The organism is Methylobacterium organophilum (assembly GCF_022533465.1).
Taxonomy (GTDB): Bacteria; Pseudomonadota; Alphaproteobacteria; order Rhizobiales; family Beijerinckiaceae; genus Methylobacterium; species Methylobacterium organophilum.
The window spans coordinates 848,337-867,750 of record NZ_CP092848.1; the positions used below are offsets into that span (position 1 = coordinate 848,337).

The window sequence follows — 19,414 nt, forward strand, 5'->3', positions numbered from 1 at the left end:
CGGTCCCGCGCGCGGCGCTCCCTCAGGGCGAGGGCCAGCGCAGCTCCACGCGAAGGCCGTCCCCGTCCGAGGGGCCGAAGGCGAGCGCGACGCCCGCCGCCTCGGCGAGGTCGCGGACGATGGCGAGGCCGAAGCCGGTGCCGGGGCGGCTCTCGTCCCAGCGCACGCCCCGGCCGAGGCCGGCGATCGCCTCCGCCGCCATGCCCGGCCCGTCATCCTCGACGACGAGGCGGGCCCCCGCCGCATCGAGGCCGCCGCCGATGCGCACGCGCCGGTGCGCCCATTTGCGGGCATTGTCGAGGAGATTGCCGAGAAGCTCCATCAGCTCGCCCTCCTCGCCGGGATAGGCGAGGCCCGCCGGCACGGCGATCTCCCAGGCGAGGGACTCGCCCTCCGGCAGGCGCCGCATAGTCGCGACGAGGCGTTCGGCCACCGGGGCGACGGGGCAGGCGCGCTTGCGCAGATCCGCCCCCGCCGCCACCCGGGCCCGGGCAAGCGCCCGCTCGACCTGTCCGCTCATGGCCCGGCCCTGCTCGGCGATCTCGGCGGCGAGCGCCGGCTCGCCGCCGCCGATCCGCCGCACCAGGGCATCGAGCACGGCGAGCGGCGTCTTGAGGCCGTGGGCCATGTCGGCGGCGCTGGCCCGCGCCCGGGTCAGCGCCCGCTCCTGCACGTCGAGCAGCCGGTTGAGATCGGCGACGAGGGGCCGGACCTCGTCGGGGAAGGCGCCCCGCAGGCGGTCGCGCTCGCCCGCATGCACGGCGAGCAGCTCCGCCTGGAGCGTGCGGAAAGGCCGGAGCGCCCGCTGCACGAACAACGCCATGGCGAGGGTCAGCACCAGGAACAGGGCGCCGAGGGAGGGGACGAGCAGCCGCAGGAAGGTGGCCCGGCTCGCGGCGAGGCCGCGCCGGTCTTCCGCCGCCGCGATGCGCAATTCCGTCTCGTGCCCCCTGGGGCCGATGCGCACGGCGCGGGTGAACGCGATCAGCCGCCCGCCATCGGGCCCCGCCGCATCGGCCACGAGCCCGTCGCCCGGCGGCAGGTCGAGGCGCCGGTCCCAGAGGGAGCGGGAGCGCAGCACGTGGCCGCCTCCCTCCACCTGCCAGTAGAGGCCGCCATAGGGCGTGGCGAAGCGCGGATCGGAGGGTTCGTGGGCCAGGCTCAGGGCGCCGTCCGGGGCCTGCTCGACCTGGCCGGCCAGGAGCTTGACCCGGCGGTCGAGCTCGTCCGCCGCCCGGGCGTCGAGGACGCGCTCGAAGATCAGGGTCAGCCCGGCGCCCGCGAGCAGCAGGGCCAGGGCGATCAGGCCGGCGGCGGCGAGCCCCAGCCGCAGGCGCAGGGAGCCGAGCCTCACGGCTCCGGGCCGCCGGGCGCGTCCGCGGGCACCAGGTAGCCGTGGCCCCGGCGGGTCTCGACGATGCCCGGGCCGAGCTTGCGGCGCAGGCGGGTGAGCAGGGCCTCGAGGGCATTGGCCTCGCGCGCGCTGCCGGTGCCGTGGAGATGGTCGAGCAATTCGCCCGCCGGCACCACCTGTCCCTGCCGGTGCAGCAGGAAGGCGAGCAGACGGTATTCGAGGGCGGTGAGGTCGATCTCCCGGCCGTCGACGCTCACGGCGCGGGTGCGGGTGTCGAGCTCGACGGGGCCGGCGCGCAGGACCGGCGAGGCATGGCCGGCGCTGCGCCGCAGGATTGCCCGCAGCCGCGCCACCAGCTCCTCCATGCGGAAGGGTTTGACGAGGTAGTCGTCGGCCCCCGCATCGATCCCCTCGACGCGCTCGCGCCAGCCGTCCCGGGCGGTGAGGATCAGCACGGGCAAGCCGACATCGGCCGCCCGCAGGCGGCGCAGCACGCCGAGCCCGTCGAGGCGCGGCAGGCCGAGATCGAGCACCATGGCGTCGTAGGTCTCGACCTCCGCGCGGAACCAGGCCGCCTCGCCATCGGCGACGACCTCCGCGACGTAGCCGGCCCGCTCCAGCCCCTGCTTCACATCCGCGGCGATGCGCGGCTCGTCCTCGACGATCAGGATGCGCATCCGCTCACCTCTCCCGCCGGAACTCAGTCATCGTCGTCGTCCCTGTCGAGGACCCTGAGGCTGCCGGCGTCGATCTTCAGGCGGCGGCGCTTCCCGTCCGGCCCGAGGATGCGCAGCTTGTACAGCCAGCGGCCGCTGTCGCGCTTGAGATCGAGGGCGACGACCTCCCCGGGCAAGGCCTCCCGGGCGGCGCGCAGGATCTCGTCGAGGGGCCGGATCTCCCCCTTCTCCAGGGCCTGGCGGGCCTGGTCGGCATCCTTGTCGGCGCGCACGGGCGACGACCCGGCAAGCGCGAGGCCCGCGAGCAGGGCGGCGGCGAGGAGGGAGGGCAGAGGGGTCCGCATGGTCGGCGATCATCCTGATCGAGGCGACCTGACGGAACGCTGACAGGCGCCGTCAGGGCCGCGGGGCGGGCAAGGCGCAGAACGGGCGCCACGAACATCCGTCCCCAAGGAAACCGACGCCATGTCCCTGATCCTCGGCATCCTGCTCGCCGGCGCCGCCTGCCTCGCCGGCACCGTCCTCTGCCCGCCCGACGCGCGCGATCCGCAACGCTGACGGGCTAGTTTTTGGCCTTGGCGGCCTTTCCGTCCTTCTTGGGCTTTCCGTCCTTCTTGGCCTTGCCGCCTTCGCCCTTGCTCGTCTTGTCCTTGGCCTTCCGGGCGGCCTTGCCGCCGGGATTCTCCGCCGCCGCCAGGAAGGCCGCGACATCGCCGCCGAGGAGGAGCGGCAGATGCTCGGCGATGCGCGCCTCCGGCCAGGACCACCAGTCCAGGGCGAGCAGCCGGGCGACCGTGGCCTCGTCGAAGCGGGTCCGCACGACCGCCGCCGGGTTGCCGGTGACGACGGCGTAGGGCGGCACGTCCCGCCGCACGACCGCGCCGGCCCCGATCACCGCACCGCTGCCGATGGTGACGCCGGAGAGCACCGTGCAATGGGCGCCGAGCCAGACCTCGTCGCCGATCACGACGTCGCCGCGGCTGGCATGGTCGTCCGCGCAGGCGCGCGCTTCTGCCCACACCCCACCGCCGGTGAGGCCGGCGATGGCCTTGAACGGATAGGTCGTCACGCCGTCGGTCCGGTGATTGCCGAGCACGATGGTGACGCCGGGGCCGATCGAGCAGAACCGGCCGATGCGGAGGCGCGCGAGTTCGGGCTCGAGCACCGTCGGCCGCCCGTAGCTGTAGGCGCCGATCGACCAGCCCCATTGCTCGATCTCGCGGACGAAGTGGTAGCGGGTCAGTTCGCCGAAGATCGGCTGGGGCTGGATCAAGAGAGGGGCTCCGGTTGGGCGGGGGAGGCGGCGGGAGGCCGCTTCCTCCGTCCTTCCCGCCGGGCTGGCAAGAGCCCGCTCCTCTTGTTTCGGCGCGCATTTCCTCGACGGACCGGCCCCCTTCGCAGACGGCGCTCTACTGCGCCCCGCTCGGCATCGCCTCGCCCACCGGAACGCCCTTCCTGCCCCGGTTCGGGGCGCGGTAGCGTCGGACCTTCAGGGCGGTGACGCCGAGCCCGGCCGCGAGGGCCAGCATCGCCAGATCGAACCCGCGATGGAGGGCGAACTCGCTCGCCGGGACGGCCAGCCCCACCGTCAGGGCGTTGGCGACGGGCACCGCCAGGAACAGGAGCGCCGCGGCGGCGAGCATGCGCGACCAGGCCTGACGCTGCGGCAGGGCGAGGGAGGCCAGAGCGACGAGGATCCAGGCGCCGAAGAAGGCCCCGATCTCCCCCTCCGCCCGGCCCGCCAGGCCCGCCGGCAGCAGCCGGTTCGCCAGGAAGAAGGCCGCGACGCCCGCGGGCAGGCCGGCGACCGTGCCGATATTGAGCGCCTGGACGAGGCGCAGGCCGAAGCCTTTCGCCTCGCCCGCCTTCGGCAGCCGGGCCACCGACCAGAGCACGAGGCCGGTCGCCACCATGGCGCAGCCCATCAGGCCGCAGAGGAAGAACAAGATCCGCAGGGCCGCCCCGGCGAAATGGGCCTCGTGCAGGCCGACCAGGGCGGTGAAGGTCTGCGCCGCCGGCTTGAGGCCGCCCCGGAGCGTCTCGATCACGGCACCGGTCGTGCCGTCGAAGGCGACCTGCGGATGCTGGTGGACGATGCCGTGCGGCTCCTCGAACACGGCCACGACCGTGGCGTTCGCGTCCTTCGGGTTGCCGATCGTCAACCGCTCCAGGGGCTCCTGCACATCGGCCAGCGCCTGGCGCACCATCGGACCGACCGGCGCCAGGGTTCCCGGCCGGCCGAGGGGCGGCCGGGGCTTCGTGACCTGCCCGGTCTCGGCGAAGAAGGCCTGCTGGTCGCCCTTGTAGGCCGCGGTGACACCCCAGGGCATGTACATCAGCCCGAGGGTGATGATCCCCGTATAGGTGATCATCAGGTGAAAGGGCAGCGCCAGCACGCCGGTGACGTTGTGCGCGTCGAGCCAGCCGCGCTGGGCCGAATTCGCCCGCCGGACGGTGAAGAAATCCGCGAAGATCCGCCGGTGGGTGACGATGCCCGAGAGCAGGGCCACCAGCATGATCATCGCGCAGATCCCGACGACCCAGCGGCCCCAGATCGGCGGCATGTGCAGCTCGAAATGGAACCGGTAGAAGAAGTCGCCGCCCCGGGTGTCGCGGGCCGCGACTGGGGCGCCGCTCTCGGGATCGAGCGTCACGCGGTTCGGCGGCGCGCCGGGCCGCACCCGCCAGAACAGGTCGAGCACCGGGCTGTCGGGCCGCGGCAGGCCGATGAACCAGGCCCGCGCCTCCCCCGCATGCACCTGGAGATAGGCGACGCCCCGCTCCGCCGCGGCAGCCAGCGCCTCCGGCCGGGTATCGGCGCTCCGCGACAGCTCCGGCCGCATCCAGCGGGAGATCTCGGCCCGGTAATAGCTCGCCGTGCCGGTGACGAAGACCGCGAACAGCACCCAGCCGACGATCAGCCCCGACCAGGCATGCAGCCACGCCATCGATTGGCGGAAGCCCTTTCGCATGACGCCGATCCCGTCTTCCCGACCCGAACGCATTCGGCGCGGAGCCAAGGCCCCGCACCGGGGATGATGACGGCTACCAGCGGTAGCGCAGGGTCGCGAAGACCGTGCGCGGCAGGCCGTAATAGCAGGCGGAGTAGTTGAAGCAGGTCGTGATGTAGCGCTCGTCCAGGAGGTTCTGGATGTTGAGCTGCAGGTCCACGCCCGCCCAGGCCGGATCGAGATGGGTGAAGTCGTAGGACGCCACCGCATCGACCAGGAAGGCGTCCGGCACCCGGAAGGTGTTGGCGGGGTCGCCCCAGGAACGGCCGATCCAGCGCAGGCCGCCGCCGATGCCGAAGCCCCGCAGCGGCCCGTCCGGCACCCGGTAATCGGCGAAGATCGAGGCGGTGTGGTCGGGGATCTGCACCGGCACGCGGCCGAGCAGCGGCACCTGCCCGTTGGTCAGCTCGTTGAGGGTGGTGGTGGAATCGCGGGTCACCTTGGCGTCGAGGATCGAGAAGCCCGCGATCACGTTGAGGCCGTCGAGCAGGTTGGCCCGGGCCTCGAACTCGACGCCCTGCACCCCGACCTCGCCGGTCTGGATGCTGAAGCGGGTGCCGTTGACCGGATCGGGCTGCAACCGGTTCTGCTGCTTGATGTCGAAGGCCGCCGCGGTGAGCAGGATCTCCGTGCCCGGCGGCTGATACTTCACGCCGGCCTCGTATTGCCGGCTCGTCTGCGGATCCGGGATGCGGCCGAGGCCGTTCGGGTCGCCGTCGAAAATCGCGCCGCTGACGATGGGCTCGAAAGCCTCCGAATAGCTGACATAGGGGGAGAGGCCGATCTCCGAGCGGTAGAGCAGGCTCGCCCGGTAGGTGAAGGCTTCCGCGCGCGCATCCTGCGTGCCGGTGCGCCGGTAGCTCGGCAGGCTGAAGGTCGGTCCCTCCTGGCGGGCCCGGTCGTAGCGGCCGCCCAGGGTCAGGATCAGGTCGTCGAAGCGGATCTGGTCCTGGACGTAGGCGCCGGTCTGGCTCGCCACGATGTCCTGGTAGGTGGTGAAGGGCAGCCCCGGCAGCCCCATGTCGTTGTTCGGGTTCAGCAGGTCGAGGGGGACCGTGCTCGGGAAGCCGGTGCCGAAGGTGGTGGTCCGCAGGGTCTGGTGGTCGATGCCGAACAGCATCGTGTGATGGAAGAGCCCCGTGTCGAACCGGTATTCGAGATTGTTGTCCGTGGTGTAGGCGTCGATGGCGACCCGGGTACCGCCGCGCCCGCGCTGCAGCAGGCGCCCGTCCCAGGAGGGGCCGTTGCCGGAGAAGGCGGTATAGGCCTGCCGGTAGTCGCCCTGGCTGTGGAGATAGCGGGTGGTGGAGCGGAAGCGCAGGTTCTCGTCGAAGCGGTGATCGAAGATGTAGCCGATCGAGCCGATGGTGCGGTCGGAGCGCTCGTAGCTGCGGTCGCCGTCGTAGAAATCGACGGGCAGGTAGCCGAGCCGGCCGCCGGGGATGCCGAAATTCGAGGGGAACACCGTGCCCTTGGCCGGAAAGCCGCCATAGAAGCCGGAATAGGGATCGCGCTGGTAGCGGGCGAGCACGGTCAGGCTCGTGTCGGTGGAGGGCTGCCAGGTAAAGCTCGGCGCGATGAAGGCGCGCTCCACCCGGGTCGTCACCGCCGGGCCGTCGCCCATGCGGCCCGAGCCGACGACGCGATAGGCGAACTGGTCGGCCACGGTGCCGCTGCCGTCGCCCACGGGGCCGCCGACGTCGAAGCCGCCGCGCACCTCGTCGAAGCCGCCGCCCTGCACGAAGATCTCGCGGTGCTGGACGAAGCGCGGCAGCTTGCTGACGAGATTGACCAGGCCGCCCGGGCCCGCCTGGCCGTAGAGGGTGGAGGCCGGCCCCTTGATGATGTCGATCCGCTCCAGGTTGTAGGGATCGACCGACGGATAGGCGTCGCGGTTCTGCGGCAGGCGCAGGCCGTCGAGATAGGTCGGAGCCACGAAGCCGCGGATGAAGAACTGCTCCAGCCGGGTCGAGCCCGCGCCGCCGCGCTGCTCCACCGAGGCACCGGGGGTGTAGCGCAGGGCCTGGACCACGCTCAGCGCGTTCTGGTCCTCGATCTGCTGCCGCCCGATCACCGAGATCGACTGCGCCGTCTCGAGGATCGGCGTGTCCGTCTTGGTGCCGACCATGCTGCGCGTGGCGACGTAGCCCGGCACGGGCCCCAGGGCGCCCCCGCGCCCGGTGCCGGCGGCGTTGCGCCGTTGCGCCTCGCCCTCGACGGCGATGGCGTCGAGGGTCACCGTCTCCTGCGCCAGGGCCGGATCGAAGGCGCCGCACAGCATCGCGCCCGATACCATCGCGGGACGCAGCCAGCGGGACGGTTCTCCCTCGAACAATCCGGCGCTGCAGGGGGCGGCCGTGATACGCGAGCGCATGATGGTCTCTGTTTCTGCTTGCGGCCCGCCACAGAGGACGATCGCGTTTCTTGCTGGTTGCAGAAACATCCTTGGCAACAATCAAAACCTACATGCAACACCTATGATTTAGAAGTTTTCTACTTCAAATTTACTTTGCAGCCGCACGATTCTTTGGCGCCGCTTAATCCACAACCTTGGCAGAAAAAGCCGATGCGCGGCCCGCGGGGCACGATGGAAGCGGGATGGGGACGGTGGCGGAAACGCCACTATAGGTTGCGAAAACTGTTTTCAGCGCCACTCCGTCCCGAGAGCGCGGCGGAAAGACAGCAGATCGCGCGCGGGCATGGCCGGAGCCGTCGAGGATTTTCCGCGTCGAAACAAAGGTTTGCGCAATTCATCGTGCGCGCTGGGGCACCTATGCCGCCGGTCTCGATGGCCGTGGCCCCTCCGAGAGGGACCGCGGCGTTAAGACCCGATTAACCATATCTGCACCTGATGGTTGCGCCATCGCCGCTCCGGCGCCCCTCGGACTTGATCAGGCTCGATTGCCGTGAATGCCCTTCTCAAACCCTCGACGGATCATTGGGATTTCGACGCCATCCGCGAGCGTCTGGGCGCCGGCGCGCCCCTGCCGCGGACGGGCACGGCGACGGGCGCGGCCCCGACGGCGGCGGTTGCGAGCGAGCCCGAGGCGCCCGCCCTCACCCGCCTGTCCGCCCCCGAGGATTGGGACAGGCTGATCGCGCGGGTGCAATCGGCCGCCCGGCATTCCCGGGAGGTCGAGGCGCAGGCTCAGGAGCTCCGGGTCCAGCAGCTGATGGAACAGGTCGGCCACGACATCTGCGAGGCCGATGCCCGGGTGCGGGCCGCCGAGGCGCGGGGCCGCGAGCTGCAGGCCCAGCTCACCATCGCGGAACAGCGGGCCCAGGCCGCCGAGGAGCGGGCGCGCATGGCGGAGACCTGGCTGATGCGCCTGCAGGAAACCATCCTGGCCGAGTTCGGCGAGCTCCCGCGGCAGGACGTGGCATGAGCGCCGCCTTCGCCCCCTCCCCGCCCCCGTCCCCGCCCGCCGCCCGGGCGGAGGAGCGCGACACGACCACCGCGGCCCTCGACAAGGTCGTGCAGCTCTTCACGCAGACGCCGCCGCCCCTCGCCGCCGGGGCGAGCGGCCCGGACGCTTGGTCGGATTCCCTCACCCTCGTGCGCAGCGTGGCCGCCCGGGTGCGGGCGATGCATCAGCGGGCCCACGCCATCGCCCAGGACGCCCACCAGATCGTCCGGAACGCGACGGCGGCGACGCAGGCCGCCGAGGAGCGGGCCCGCAGCGCGGAAGCCGGCCTCGAACGGGCCCGCAACCGGACGGAGACCGCCGAGAAGCAGGCGCGCGAGCTGACCCTCCGGCTCCAGGAGGCGGAGAAGCGGGCCGCCGCCGCCGAGCGGCAGAGCCGAGAAACCCAGGACTGGCTGCGGCGGATGCACGATTGCATCGTCGGGGAATTCGACGCGCTGACGATCACGCCCCTGACCGAGGGACAGGCCTGACGGCGGGCGGCCGAGCTCCGCCCGCATCCGCCCCCTGCAAACGAGGGCGGCCCGGGTGAGCCGAGGAAGCTGACCGGGCCGCCAGTCGTCCGCGTACCGCGTGCGGGGCGGGCAGCCCGACGACCCATGATGAACGGATTCAGCGCCTTCATTCATCCGCTCATGCCGGAAGATGATTTTTGTTTTCCCGGCCTCATTTCCGGAGCCGCGCAGGATTATTTCTCACAACGAGCGCCGTGCTTCAGAACACATCGCCTTCCGCTCTGCCTGTTAAGGAGATGTGACGAGACCAACTTCCCGACCCGCCATGGCCCAGCCGTGGCGGGATTTCTTTTTGCGGCGCGCGGTGGCCGCTCCGGGCCCCGCAGCCGCATGGCCCTCCCACTTGGCGCGCCTCAGCCCCCCGGAACGGCGGGCAATCAGGGATCAAGCCGCCAATCTCGATCGGGACAGAAGGCGATGCGTCCGGGCGGCCCGGGCATGGCGGCTGCGGGCGCCCGCGCGGGACGAATGTACCGGGTTCAACCCCGGTCCAAAGGAAGAATTGCAATTTCAAGATGCAGGCCCCGACAAGACTCCCGCAATGAAAACAGATTTCCATAGTTTTTAAATCCGTACGCTTCATGACAGACAACAAGATTTAAGAGTTGGTTAGGTCGACCAGAGCGATATTGCCGCAACTAGAAGGCAGCGGGTGCGATCGATGCTCAAAGTGGTCGGCTGCGTGACCGGCGCGCACGATATGCGGCTCGTCATCCTTGCTGCGGTGATTTGCGGCCTCGCGGCGATTACCTCCGTCGAGCTTCTCCGGCATGCCTGCGAGCGTGTCGCCAGGGCTCGGATCCTCTGGATCGCCGTGGCCGCCATTGCCGGCGGCTCGGGAATCTGGGCGACGCATTTCGTGGCGATGCTGGCCTTCGAGCCGGGCGTGCCGCATGCCTACGACCTCGCGCTGACGGCCTCGTCGCTGATCTACGCGATCAGCCTCACCGGCTTCGGCCTCGCCCTCGCGGCCACCGGGCGGTCCCGGGCGATGGCGGCCCTCGGCGGCGCGGTGCTGGGCTGCGGCATCGCGGTCATGCATTTCGTCGGCATGCGGGCGTTCCAGGCGCCCGCCAGCATCGTGTGGGATCCCGGTCTCGCCGCGGTCTCGATCGGGATCGGCGTCGGGCTCGGCGCCCTCGCGCTGCCCCTGGCCCTCTCGCGCCTCGGCCCCTCCGGCCGCCTCGGAGGCGCCCTGATCCTCCTCGCCGCGATCTGCGGCCTGCATTTCACGGCCATGGCCGCGGTGACGATCGTGCCCGATCCGGGCCGCGTCGTGCCGGAGGGCCTGGTCACCGGTCCGACGCTGGCCGGGGGCGTGGCCCTGGTGAGCGTCACCATCCTGCTGCTCGCCTGCGCCGCCCTGAACCTCGACATCCGCGACCGGCACAACGCCCTAGAGCGCTCCCGCCTGCAGAGCCTCGCCAACGCGGCCGTGGAGGGGATGGTGGTCTACCGGGACGAGGTGATCGTGAGCGCGAACGAGAGCTTCGCGGGCCTCGTCGGGATCCCCGCGGCGGATCTCGTCGGCGCCCCCCTCGCCCCCTTCCTGCCGGCGCTCGCCGCCCGGCCCGCGCCGGACGGGGTGCAGGACGCCGCCTTCGAGGCCGAGCTGCATCCGTCCGGGCGCGACCCCATCCCCGTGGAATGCATCGCCCGGCCGATCCTCTACGGCCATCAGCCCCATTACGCCGTCGCCATCCGCGACCTGCGGGCGCGGCGCCAGGCCGAGCGGCAGATCCATTTCCTGGCCCATCACGATTCCCTGACGGGCCTCGCCAACCGCACGAGCTTCGGCCACCGCCTCGATCAGGAATTCGCCGTGGCCGCCGCCCGCGGCGAGAAGGTCGCCGTGCTCTGCCTCGACCTCGACCGCTTCAAGGAGGTCAACGATCTGTTCGGCCACGCCACCGGGGACACCCTGCTGATCGACGTCGCCGACAAGGTGAGCGCGCTGCTCGACGAGGGGCAATTGATGGCCCGGCTCGGCGGCGACGAGTTCGCCATCCTGGCCCGCTGCCGCCACCCGGCCGAGGCGGGCCGCCTGGCCGAGGCGGTGCTCGGCGCGCTCGCCGCCGAGTCCCAGGATCCGGCCCGGATCTCGATCGCCACCAGCATCGGCATCGCCCTGTTCCCGGACGATGCGACCGAGCGGACGCTCCTCCTCACCAACGCGGACACGGCCCTCTACCGCGCCAAGAGCGAAGGCCGGGGCACGTTCCGCTTCTTCGAGCAGGCGATGGGATCCGAGGTGCGCGAGCGCCGGCAGCTGGAGCACGACCTCCAGCGCGCGGTGGCCCTCGGCCAGATGAATCTCGTCTACCAGCCCCTGGCGCGCGTCGGCTCCAGCGAGGTCATCGGCTTCGAGGTGCTGCTGCGCTGGCTGCACCCGGTGCGCGGCTGGATCTCGCCGGCGGTCTTCATCCCGGTCGCGGAGGAATGCGGCGCGATGCTGGGGATCGGGGAATGGGTCCTGCGCGAGGCCTGCCGGGAGGCGGCGCGCTGGTCGAATCCCCTGCCGATCGCGGTCAATGTCTCGGCGGTCCAGATCCACGCGCCGCATTTCGCCACCCGCGTCCAGGAGATCCTGCTGCAGACCGGGCTGAAGCCGGGGCGCCTGGAGATCGAGATCACCGAGACCGCCCTGATCCGCGATCCCTCGCGGGCGCAGGCGACCCTGCGCCTGCTCAAGTCCCTCGGCGTCCACATCGCCATGGACGATTTCGGGACGGGCTACTCTTCGCTCTCGAACCTGCGGGCCTATCCCTTCGACAAGATCAAGATCGACCGGTCCTTCGTGCGCAGGGTCGACGAGAACCCCCAGGCCGCGGCCATCGTGCGCTCCGTCATCGGGCTGGGGCACGGCCTCGGCCTGCCCGTCGTGGCGGAGGGCGTGGAGACGGAAGCCGAGATGCGCTTCCTCGAAACCGAGCACTGCGATTCCGCGCAGGGCTACCTGATCGGCAGGCCCGCGCCGATCGCGGCCTTCGCGGCCCATACCCGGGCGGCGGATGCGCCGCCCGCCGCGGCCGCCCTGGAAGACGCCTTCGCTCACCGCCTCCGTCGCCGGGCGTGACGCGGCCCCCGAGCTCGGCCCGGCCCCCTATGCTCGACTGATACCGCGCTGCGAGCCTCCGTCGTGGGATCGCTCGCGCCATGGTGGCGCAGGCCGTGCCCGGGACCGAACCGGTTCCCCACGCCGAGGGTTTTTACCGGGTCTGCCGGCTGTCGCGTACCGGCCTGCCGGAGTGCGTGATGACGCTGGACCACGACGGAACCGCCCCCCTGCCCTCAGCGGAGGATGCGCGCCCTCTCCGGGTGGTGGTGGCCGTGCCCGTCCGCAATGAGGCCGAGCGGATCGGAGCCTGCCTCGCCGCCTTCGCGGCCCAGGGGGAGATCGGCACGAGCGGGCTCGGCATCGTCCTGTTCCTCAACAATTGCACCGACGCGACGGCGGCGGTGGTCGCCTCCCTTCGCCCGCACCTGCCTTTTCCGGTCCGCGTGATCGCGCGCGTCTCCGCCGGGGCCAATGCCGGCTGGGCCCGGCGCGAGGCCATGGAGGAAGCCGCCCGCTGGCTGGAGGCGGCGGGCGCCAGCGACGGCGTCATCCTGACCTCCGACGCGGACAGCCGGGTAGCGCCGGACTGGGTCGCCCGCAATCTCGCCGCCATCGCGGCGGGCGCCGATGCCGTGGCCGGCCGGATCGCCCTCGATGCGGACGACGCGGCGCGGCTGCCCGCGGCCCTGCACGCCCGCGGAAGGCTGGAGGGCACCTACGAGGCGCTCCTCACCGAGCTGGAGGCGCGGATCGACCCGATCCCGCACGATCCCTGGCCGCGGCACTGGACCACCTCCGGCGCGACCCTCGCCGTTCGCCTGCCCGTCTATCGCCAGGTCGGCGGCATGCCGGCCCTGGCGGTCGGCGAGGACCGGGCCTTCGTTTCCTCGCTCCTGTCGAGCGACGCGCGGGTGCGGCACGATCCCGACATCGTCGTCGTGACCTCGGGCCGGCTCGACGGGCGGGCCCCGGGCGGCGCGGCCGATACGATGAAGCGGCGCTGCGCGATCCCGGAGAGTCCGTGCGACCCGCGCCTGGAGACCTTGCCGCGGGCCCTGTTCCGCTTCGCCACACGGCGATGGCTGCGGCGGCTGCATGCGAGCGGGCGCCTCGCCCGCACCGCCCTGTGGGCGCCCTGGCTCGGCCTTCGCGCCGATCGCGCGCGGGCGATCGCGGGCTTGCCGAGCCTCGGCGCGGTGCTCGCGGTGACGGAGCTGGAAAGCCCCCGCCTCGTCCATCACCCGCTGCGGCCCTCGCAGCTCCCGGGCCGGATCCGGCAGGCGCGGGCCTGTCTGGCCCTGCTCCGCGCGAGCCAGCGCCTCGTCCCCGGCCGCCTGCCCCGACCGGGAGCGGCGACCGTGATGGAGGGGGCCGGCAAGCCGCCCATCGAGCGGGCGGGCCATGCCTGAGACGGCGCGCCTCGCCTATCGCATCCAGAAGCACGCCGCGCGGCGGCTGCATTACGATGTCCGGCTGGAGCTCGGCGGCGTCCTGAAGAGCTGGGCGGTCACGCGCGGGCCGAGCCTCGTCGCCGGCGCGCGGCGTCTCGCCGTCGCGGTGGAGGATCACGGCCTGGACTATGCCGATTACGAGGGGGTGATCGCGCCGGGCCGCTACGGGGCCGGCGTCGTCCTGCTGTGGGACCGCGGCCACTGGGTGCCGGAGGACAGCGACCCCCGGTCCGCGCTGGATTCGGGGTCGCTCGCCTTCACCCTGCACGGGGAGAAGCTGCGGGGACGCTGGCGGCTCATGCGGATGACGACGCGGGGGGGCGCGCGGCAGGTCTCCTGGCTGCTGGTCAAATCCCGGGACGAGGCGGCCCGCGGACCCGGGGCGCCGGACATTCTGGACGAACAGCCGCGGTCGGTTCTGACCGGCCGCACGATCGAGGAGATCGCCGCCGCGGCGGTCTGACGGGAGCGCAGCAGATGGACCAGGCGACGCCGCTCAATCTGGCCTACGACGCGATCGCGGCCGCGCGGGACGTGGCCTCCACGGCCGCCGCACGCGCGGAGGCGCAGGACCACGACGGCGGCTTCCCCGCCGAGGACGTCGCCGATCTCGCCCGCCTCGGGCTGCTCGCCGCGCCGGTTCCGGCGGAGGAACGGGGCGCCGGCCTCGGCGGGGAGCCGGGGGCCCGGGATCTCGCCGAGGTGCTGCGCCTCGTCGGCTATGGCAGCCTCCCCCTCGGTCGGCTCTACGAGGGCCACGTCAATGCCCTCCAGCTGGTGGCCCGCTACGGCGAGGCCGGCCAGCGCGCCCGCCTGTTCGCCGATGCACGCGACGGCCATCTTTTCGGCGTCTGGAACACGGAGCCGCCCGAGGGCGGCCTGACCCTCGACTCCGGCACCGGCGGCGTGAGCCTGCGGGGCGTGAAGACCTTCGCCTCGGGGGCCGGCTTCGTGACGCGCGCCCTCGTGACCGGACGCCGCCCGGGGGAGGCCGAGCCGCTGATGCTGGTGGTGCCCCTGGAGCCCGGAACCCGCGCCGATCTCTCCGCCTGGCGGGCACAGGGCATGCGCGCCTCGGCCACCGGCACCGTCGATTTCGGCGGCCTCGCCGTCCCCCCGGATGCCATCCTCGGCGGGCCGGACGACTACCATCGGCAGCCGGCCTTCTCGGGCGGCGCTTGGCGGTTCGCGGCGGTCCAGCTCGGCGGCATCGAGGCGGTGTTCGATGCCTGGCGCGCCCATCTCGGCCGGCACGGGCGCGGCGCCGACCCGCACCAGCTCGCGCGCCTCGGCGAGGGCGCCATCGCGGTCGAGACCGCCCGGCACTGGGTGGGCCGGGCGGCCGCCCTCGCCACGGAGGAGGCCCTTCCCGCGGATCGGATCGTCGCCTTCGTCAATCTGGCGCGCCTGGCCGTCGAGCGCGCGGGCCTCGAGGTGCTGCAGCTCGCCCAGCGTTCTGTCGGTCTGCAGGGCTTCCTGCGCGGGCACCCGCTGGAGCGGCGCGCGCGCGATCTCGCCACCTATCTGCGCCAGCCGGCGCCCGACCGGGCCCTCACGACGGCCGCCGCCGCGGTGCTGTCCGCGGAGGGGCCGGCGGGGGAGCTTTGGATTGCGGAGGGGAAACGCTGATGCGGGCGGACGCTTTCCTCGCGGCTGCCGAGACGCTGCCCTTCGCCGATCTCCGCACGCTGGCCGGGGGCGGCGGCCTCGTGGTGATCGCCCCGCATCCGGACGACGAGAGCCTCGGCTGCGGCGGCCTGATCGCCCAGGCCCGTGCCCGGGGCATGCCCGTGCGCCTCGTCGTCGTGAGCGACGGCGCCGGCTCGCACCCGAACTCGCCGAGCTACCCGCCCGAGCGGCTGCGGGCCCTGCGCGAAGCGGAGACCCTGGCCGCCGGGCGGGCCCTCGGTCTCGACGGGGACAACATTCATTTCCTGCGCCTGCCCGACCGGTTCGTGCCGGCCTCCGGCCCCGCGGCGGAGTCTGCGGCCGAGGCCATTGCCGCGCTCGCCCGCGCCTGCGGGGCGAGCGCCCTGTTCGTGACCTGGGCCCAGGATCCGCATGGCGATCACCAAGCCGCCGCGGCCCTGGCCGGACTCGCCCGCCGCCGCCTCGGGGACGTGCGCCTCTTCGCCTATCCGGTCTGGGGCTGGACATTGCCCGGGGAGACGGAGGTGGGGGCCGCCCCGCGCGGCGCCCGCCTCGACATCGCGGGCGAACTCGCCGCGAAGGGCGCGGCGATCGCCGCCCACCGCTCGCAGACGACCGACCTCATCGACGATGATCCCGCGGGGTTCCGGCTCGAGCCGGCCATGCTGGCCCGCTTCGGCCGCCCCTTCGAGATCTTCCTGGAGATGCGGCCGTGACCCGCTACATGACCTCCCTGCCCCCCGACTATTTCGAGGCGCGCTACGCCGCCGATCCGGACCCCTGGCGCTTCGCCACCAGCGCCTACGAGCGCGCGAAATACGCCGCCACCCTGGCGGCCCTGCCCCGCGCCCGCTACGCCTCGGCCCTGGAGATCGGCTGCTCCATCGGCGTCATGACGCAGGCGCTGGCCGGCCGGTGCGCGCACCTGCTCGGGCTCGATGTCGCGGAATCGGCCCTCCGCCAGGCCCGGGAGCGCTGCGGCGGCCTCGACCATGTCCGCTTCGAGGCCAGGCAGGTCCCCGGGCAATGGCCGGACGGGGCCTTCGACCTGATCCTGCTCTCGGAGGTGGTCTATTATCTCGATGCGTCCGACGTGGGGCGTCTGGCGGAGCGCATGCGCGCGAGCCTGCCGCCGGGCGGGGACGTCGTGCTGGTACACTGGACGGGGGAGACGCATTACCCGCTGACGGGGGACGAGGCCGCCCGCCTCTTCATCGAGGCCACGGGCGGCTTCCTGCATTGCGTCGGGCAGGCGCGGACGCCCACATACCGCCTCGACGTCCTGCACCGATCTGCGAAAGACGCGCCACCGGCGGGACGCGCCTGAGGCGGGGCCCGACGATCGACGGCCGGAACCCCGGATGCGCGGTGTCAGAGCGCCGCTTCGATCTCATCCTCGCGGACCGCCCGCTCGGCGAAGCCCGAACGGATGCGATAGGAGACTTCGCCGGACTGGTCCGCCGGCATCAGGCGGACGACCTCCGCCACGTCGGCGAAGCCGGTCTTGTCCGCCAGGGAGACGGGCCGCAGGCGCTTCACCCGCTGGCCGAGCTTGAACTTGTGGGACATGACATCCTCCTGTGACGGGACGGCCTGCGCTCAGCGGCGCAGCTTGATCTTGGCCTTGCGCGCGGCGTAGCGCGCGTCGCGCTCGGCCTTCTGGGCGGCCTGGGCCGCCCGGGCTCGCTCGGCCATGGCCTCGCGCTCGGCGGCCTGCCGGGCGATCTCGGCCTGACGCGCCGCCTCGGCCTCGGCGGCCTTGCGCTCCTCCTCGGCGAGGCGGGCGAGTTCGCGCTGCTCGACACGCGCGGCCCGGGCCTCGGCGATGGCCCGGCGCTCGGCGGTCCGGGCCATCACGGCCGGGTCATCCGCGCCGGGGCGGCGGCGGAAGCGCTCGAGCATGGCCTGGCGCGCCTGCTGCTGTGCGGAAAGACGTCCGTCGAGTGCCGTCTGGTTGCTGAAGCTCACGTAGGATCCTTGCTGTGACCCGCGCCGCGAGGGGCTGGTCTCGGAAACGATGGTGCGAAAAAGCGAAGAAGCCGCCCCGTGGGGAGCGGCTTCGAAACATGGGCCGAAGAGACGGCTCAAGCGTTCTGCAGGTTGCCGGCCGACTGCTTCCCGGAGCGGCGATCCGTCTCCATCTCGTAGGAGACCTTCTGGCCCTCGACGAGGCCCCGCATGCCGGCGCGCTCCACGGCGGAGATATGGACGAACACGTCCTTGGAGCCATCATCCGGCTGGATGAAGCCGAAGCCCTTCTGATCGTTGAACCATTTGACGGTACCGGTGCTCATTTTATCCCTGTCGCTTCGCAGGCAATCATGCGTAGGCACTTCGCCGCCTTGCAGCGGCAAAATAGTCGAAACCGATAGAAGACGAGAAATTCCGAACCGCCCTGCGAAGGCGAATACGGCCCAAATTCCGGGCTTAGATCGATAGACAATCAGTAGACCTTTACAACCCTCGCGGCAAGTCCCCAGGAAAAATTATGGAAAACGGCCGCAGAATTCATCTGCCGCACGGTGATTTTGATCGAAACGGTGCCTTGTCATCGTATTTTTCTCGCCGCTTTTGCCTCGCTCGCGGCCGATGCCCTTGCCTGCGGCGTGACGGGGTACGCGCGGCTTAACCTGAATTTAGCGGCGCGGACCGTTCAAGAGTCCGGGAGCCCGGCACGCTCCCGGCGGATCGTCCTCGTTCCGCCGCGTTCTGCATCGAGCCGTGTGAGCCCGGAGGTGAGGCTCATGAGGTCTGCGCATTCGATCTGCTGGCCCTCGGGCATCGCGGTCATCGTCGCCTGTTGGCTGATGGCGGCGCCGGCCCGCGCCGCCCCTCCGGCCGGCGACGACCTCGCCTTCCTCAATGCCCTGACCTGGGGCGCGAACGCTTCAAGCTACGCCGAACTGCACGCCAAGGGCCGGGAACGCTGGCTGCGCGAGCAGTTGCACCCCGCCGCGGCAGTGACCCTGCCCCCGGCCGCCGAAGCCGTGGCCGCGCCCCTGATACGGTCGGTCCCCCTGATCGACCGGGCCCGCGCGTTCGAGGCGCAGCAGAAGGCGGCCCAGGCGGAGCCCGAAGGCGAGCCGCGCAAGGCGGCGCATCAGCTCTACCAGGCCGCCCTGAACACCGAGGCGCGGGACGCCGCGGCGCTCACGCTGATCCGGGCCCTCTACGCGCCCGATCAGATCCGCGAGCGCCTGACCTGGTTCTGGTTCAACCGCTTCAACGTCCACCAGCACAAGGCGAATCTGCGGCTGCTCGTCGGCGACTACGTCGACACGGCCATCCGTCCCCACGCCCTCGGCCGGTTTCGCGACCTGCTGATGGCGACGCTGCGCCACCCGGCCATGCTGCGCTACCTCGACAATGCCGAGAACGCCGCCGGCCATCTCAACGAGAACTACGCCCGCGAGATCATGGAGCTGCACACCCTGGGCGTCGGCGCCGGCTACGGCCAGGCCGATGTCGAGGCGCTGGCGCGCATCCTCACCGGGGTCGGCATCGACAGCCGGCCCGACGATCCGAAGCTCAAGCCCGAGCGGCAGGGCGACCTCGTCCGCGAGGGCCTGTTCCTCTTCAATCCGGCCCGGCACGATTACGGCGACAAGGTCCTGCTCGGCCACCCGATCCGAGGCCGCGGCTTCGCGGAGATCGAGGAGGCCGTCGATCTCCTCTGCCGCCACCCCGCGACCGCTCGCAACGTGTCCCGCGCCCTGGCCAGCTACTTCACGGGCCGGGCGCCGGCCGAGGCCCTGGTGGACCGGCTCGCCGCCGCGTTCGCGCGCAGCGACGGCGACGTCGCCGCGATCATGGACGCCCTGGTCCATGCACCGGACTTCGCCGCGGCCCTGGGCCAGCAGACCAAGGACCCCGTCCGCTACGTGCTTTCGGCTGTCCGCCTCGCCTATGACGGGCGCGTGGTGCTCAATACCGGCCCCATCCAGAACTGGCTGAACCGGCTGGGCGAGGGCCTGTTCAACCGCTCGACGCCCGACGGCTACCCGCTCGGACCCGAAGCCTGGACCGGGCCGGGACAGATGATGACCCGCTTCGAGGTCGCCCGGCAGCTCGGCTCGGGGTCCGCCGGCCTGTTCAGGCCGCCCGGCCCGGATGCGGTGGAGGAGCCCGCCTTCCCGCTGTTGCAGAACGCGCTCTACTTCTCCGTCCTGTCCCGCGCGCTGAGCGCGAGCACCCGCACGGCCCTGGACCGGGCCGTCTCCCCGCAGGACTGGAACACCCTCTACCTGTCCTCGCCCGAGTTCATGCAGTGAGG

Annotated in this window: 18 protein-coding genes; 9 read left to right on the forward strand and 9 right to left on the reverse strand. The window is 72.0% G+C overall.

Annotation, left to right across the window (positions count from 1 at the left end; all coding sequences use genetic code 11):
* Positions 1 to 22 precede the first annotated feature (22 nt).
* The 6 genes from MMB17_RS03850 to MMB17_RS03875 form a co-directional block, all read right to left on the reverse strand.
* Positions 23 to 1,354 carry a sensor histidine kinase gene (locus MMB17_RS03850; RefSeq protein WP_241101130.1) on the reverse strand — a complete coding sequence of 444 codons (1,332 nt, stop codon included), beginning with the start codon at positions 1,352 to 1,354 and terminating at the stop codon, positions 23 to 25.
* The gene (locus MMB17_RS03855) at positions 1,351 to 2,031 is read right to left on the reverse strand and encodes a response regulator transcription factor (RefSeq protein ID WP_238313251.1); all 681 of its coding nucleotides are present in this window, start codon (positions 2,029 to 2,031) and stop codon (positions 1,351 to 1,353) included. The genes MMB17_RS03850 and MMB17_RS03855 overlap by 4 nt, the downstream gene beginning before the upstream one ends.
* A gap of 23 nt (positions 2,032 to 2,054) precedes the next feature.
* Positions 2,055 to 2,375 carry a PepSY domain-containing protein gene (locus MMB17_RS03860; RefSeq protein ID WP_241101131.1) on the reverse strand — a complete coding sequence of 107 codons (321 nt, stop codon included), beginning with the start codon at positions 2,373 to 2,375 and terminating at the stop codon, positions 2,055 to 2,057.
* A 218-nt stretch (positions 2,376 to 2,593) separates the two neighbouring features.
* Positions 2,594 to 3,304 (reverse strand): CatB-related O-acetyltransferase, encoded by a 711-nt coding sequence (locus MMB17_RS03865; protein WP_241101132.1) that lies wholly within the window; start codon positions 3,302 to 3,304, stop codon positions 2,594 to 2,596.
* A 136-nt stretch (positions 3,305 to 3,440) separates the two neighbouring features.
* Entirely contained in the window at positions 3,441 to 5,003 is a 1,563-nt protein-coding gene (locus MMB17_RS03870; protein ID WP_241101133.1) for a PepSY-associated TM helix domain-containing protein, read from the reverse strand.
* A 73-nt stretch (positions 5,004 to 5,076) separates the two neighbouring features.
* Entirely contained in the window at positions 5,077 to 7,416 is a 2,340-nt protein-coding gene (locus MMB17_RS03875; RefSeq protein WP_241101134.1) for a TonB-dependent siderophore receptor, read from the reverse strand.
* A gap of 532 nt (positions 7,417 to 7,948) precedes the next feature.
* On the opposite strand from MMB17_RS03875, the gene MMB17_RS03880 reads away from it, so the two are divergent.
* From MMB17_RS03880 to MMB17_RS03915, 8 genes are all read left to right on the forward strand, one after another.
* A complete protein-coding gene (locus MMB17_RS03880) occupies positions 7,949 to 8,428 on the forward strand; it encodes a hypothetical protein (protein ID WP_241101135.1) in 480 nt (159 codons plus the stop codon).
* Positions 8,425 to 8,940, forward strand: coding sequence for a hypothetical protein (locus MMB17_RS03885; RefSeq protein WP_241101136.1), 516 nt, complete (start codon positions 8,425 to 8,427; stop codon positions 8,938 to 8,940). The genes MMB17_RS03880 and MMB17_RS03885 overlap by 4 nt, the downstream gene beginning before the upstream one ends.
* 703 nt (positions 8,941 to 9,643) lie before the next feature.
* Entirely contained in the window at positions 9,644 to 12,058 is a 2,415-nt protein-coding gene (locus MMB17_RS03890) for an EAL domain-containing protein (RefSeq protein WP_241101137.1), read from the forward strand.
* 80 nt (positions 12,059 to 12,138) lie between these two features.
* Positions 12,139 to 13,449, forward strand: coding sequence for a glycosyltransferase family 2 protein (locus MMB17_RS03895; RefSeq protein ID WP_241101138.1), 1,311 nt, complete (start codon positions 12,139 to 12,141; stop codon positions 13,447 to 13,449).
* On the forward strand, positions 13,442 to 13,954 hold the full coding sequence (locus MMB17_RS03900) for a DNA polymerase ligase N-terminal domain-containing protein (protein ID WP_338041765.1): 513 nt from the start codon (positions 13,442 to 13,444) through the stop codon (positions 13,952 to 13,954). The genes MMB17_RS03895 and MMB17_RS03900 overlap by 8 nt, the downstream gene beginning before the upstream one ends.
* Positions 13,955 to 13,968: 14 nt before the next feature.
* Entirely contained in the window at positions 13,969 to 15,120 is a 1,152-nt protein-coding gene (locus MMB17_RS03905; RefSeq protein WP_241101139.1) for an acyl-CoA dehydrogenase family protein, read from the forward strand.
* Complete coding sequence (locus tag MMB17_RS03910) at positions 15,120 to 15,857, forward strand: PIG-L deacetylase family protein (protein ID WP_241101140.1); 738 nt, start codon at positions 15,120 to 15,122, stop codon at positions 15,855 to 15,857. Before MMB17_RS03905 ends, MMB17_RS03910 begins: the two co-directional genes overlap by 1 nt.
* Positions 15,854 to 16,468 (forward strand): class I SAM-dependent DNA methyltransferase, encoded by a 615-nt coding sequence (locus tag MMB17_RS03915; protein WP_241101141.1) that lies wholly within the window; start codon positions 15,854 to 15,856, stop codon positions 16,466 to 16,468. Before MMB17_RS03910 ends, MMB17_RS03915 begins: the two co-directional genes overlap by 4 nt.
* A gap of 44 nt (positions 16,469 to 16,512) precedes the next feature.
* Here MMB17_RS03915 and MMB17_RS03920 read toward each other — a convergent pair whose 3' ends face one another.
* The 3 genes from MMB17_RS03920 to MMB17_RS03930 all read right to left on the reverse strand — a co-directional run bounded on the left by MMB17_RS03920 (position 16,513) and on the right by MMB17_RS03930 (position 17,435).
* Positions 16,513 to 16,710 (reverse strand): hypothetical protein, encoded by a 198-nt coding sequence (locus tag MMB17_RS03920; protein WP_241101142.1) that lies wholly within the window; start codon positions 16,708 to 16,710, stop codon positions 16,513 to 16,515.
* A 30-nt stretch (positions 16,711 to 16,740) separates the two neighbouring features.
* On the reverse strand, positions 16,741 to 17,043 hold the full coding sequence (locus MMB17_RS03925) for a DUF6481 family protein (RefSeq protein WP_241102109.1): 303 nt from the start codon (positions 17,041 to 17,043) through the stop codon (positions 16,741 to 16,743).
* A 182-nt stretch (positions 17,044 to 17,225) separates the two neighbouring features.
* Positions 17,226 to 17,435: a cold-shock protein gene (locus MMB17_RS03930; protein ID WP_238313276.1), complete on the reverse strand. Its 210-nt coding sequence runs from the start codon at positions 17,433 to 17,435 to the stop codon at positions 17,226 to 17,228.
* A 450-nt stretch (positions 17,436 to 17,885) separates the two neighbouring features.
* Between MMB17_RS03930 and MMB17_RS03935 the strand changes: the two genes are divergently transcribed.
* On the forward strand, positions 17,886 to 19,412 hold the full coding sequence (locus MMB17_RS03935; RefSeq protein WP_420847326.1) for a DUF1800 domain-containing protein: 1,527 nt from the start codon (positions 17,886 to 17,888) through the stop codon (positions 19,410 to 19,412).
* Positions 19,413 to 19,414 lie beyond the last annotated feature (2 nt).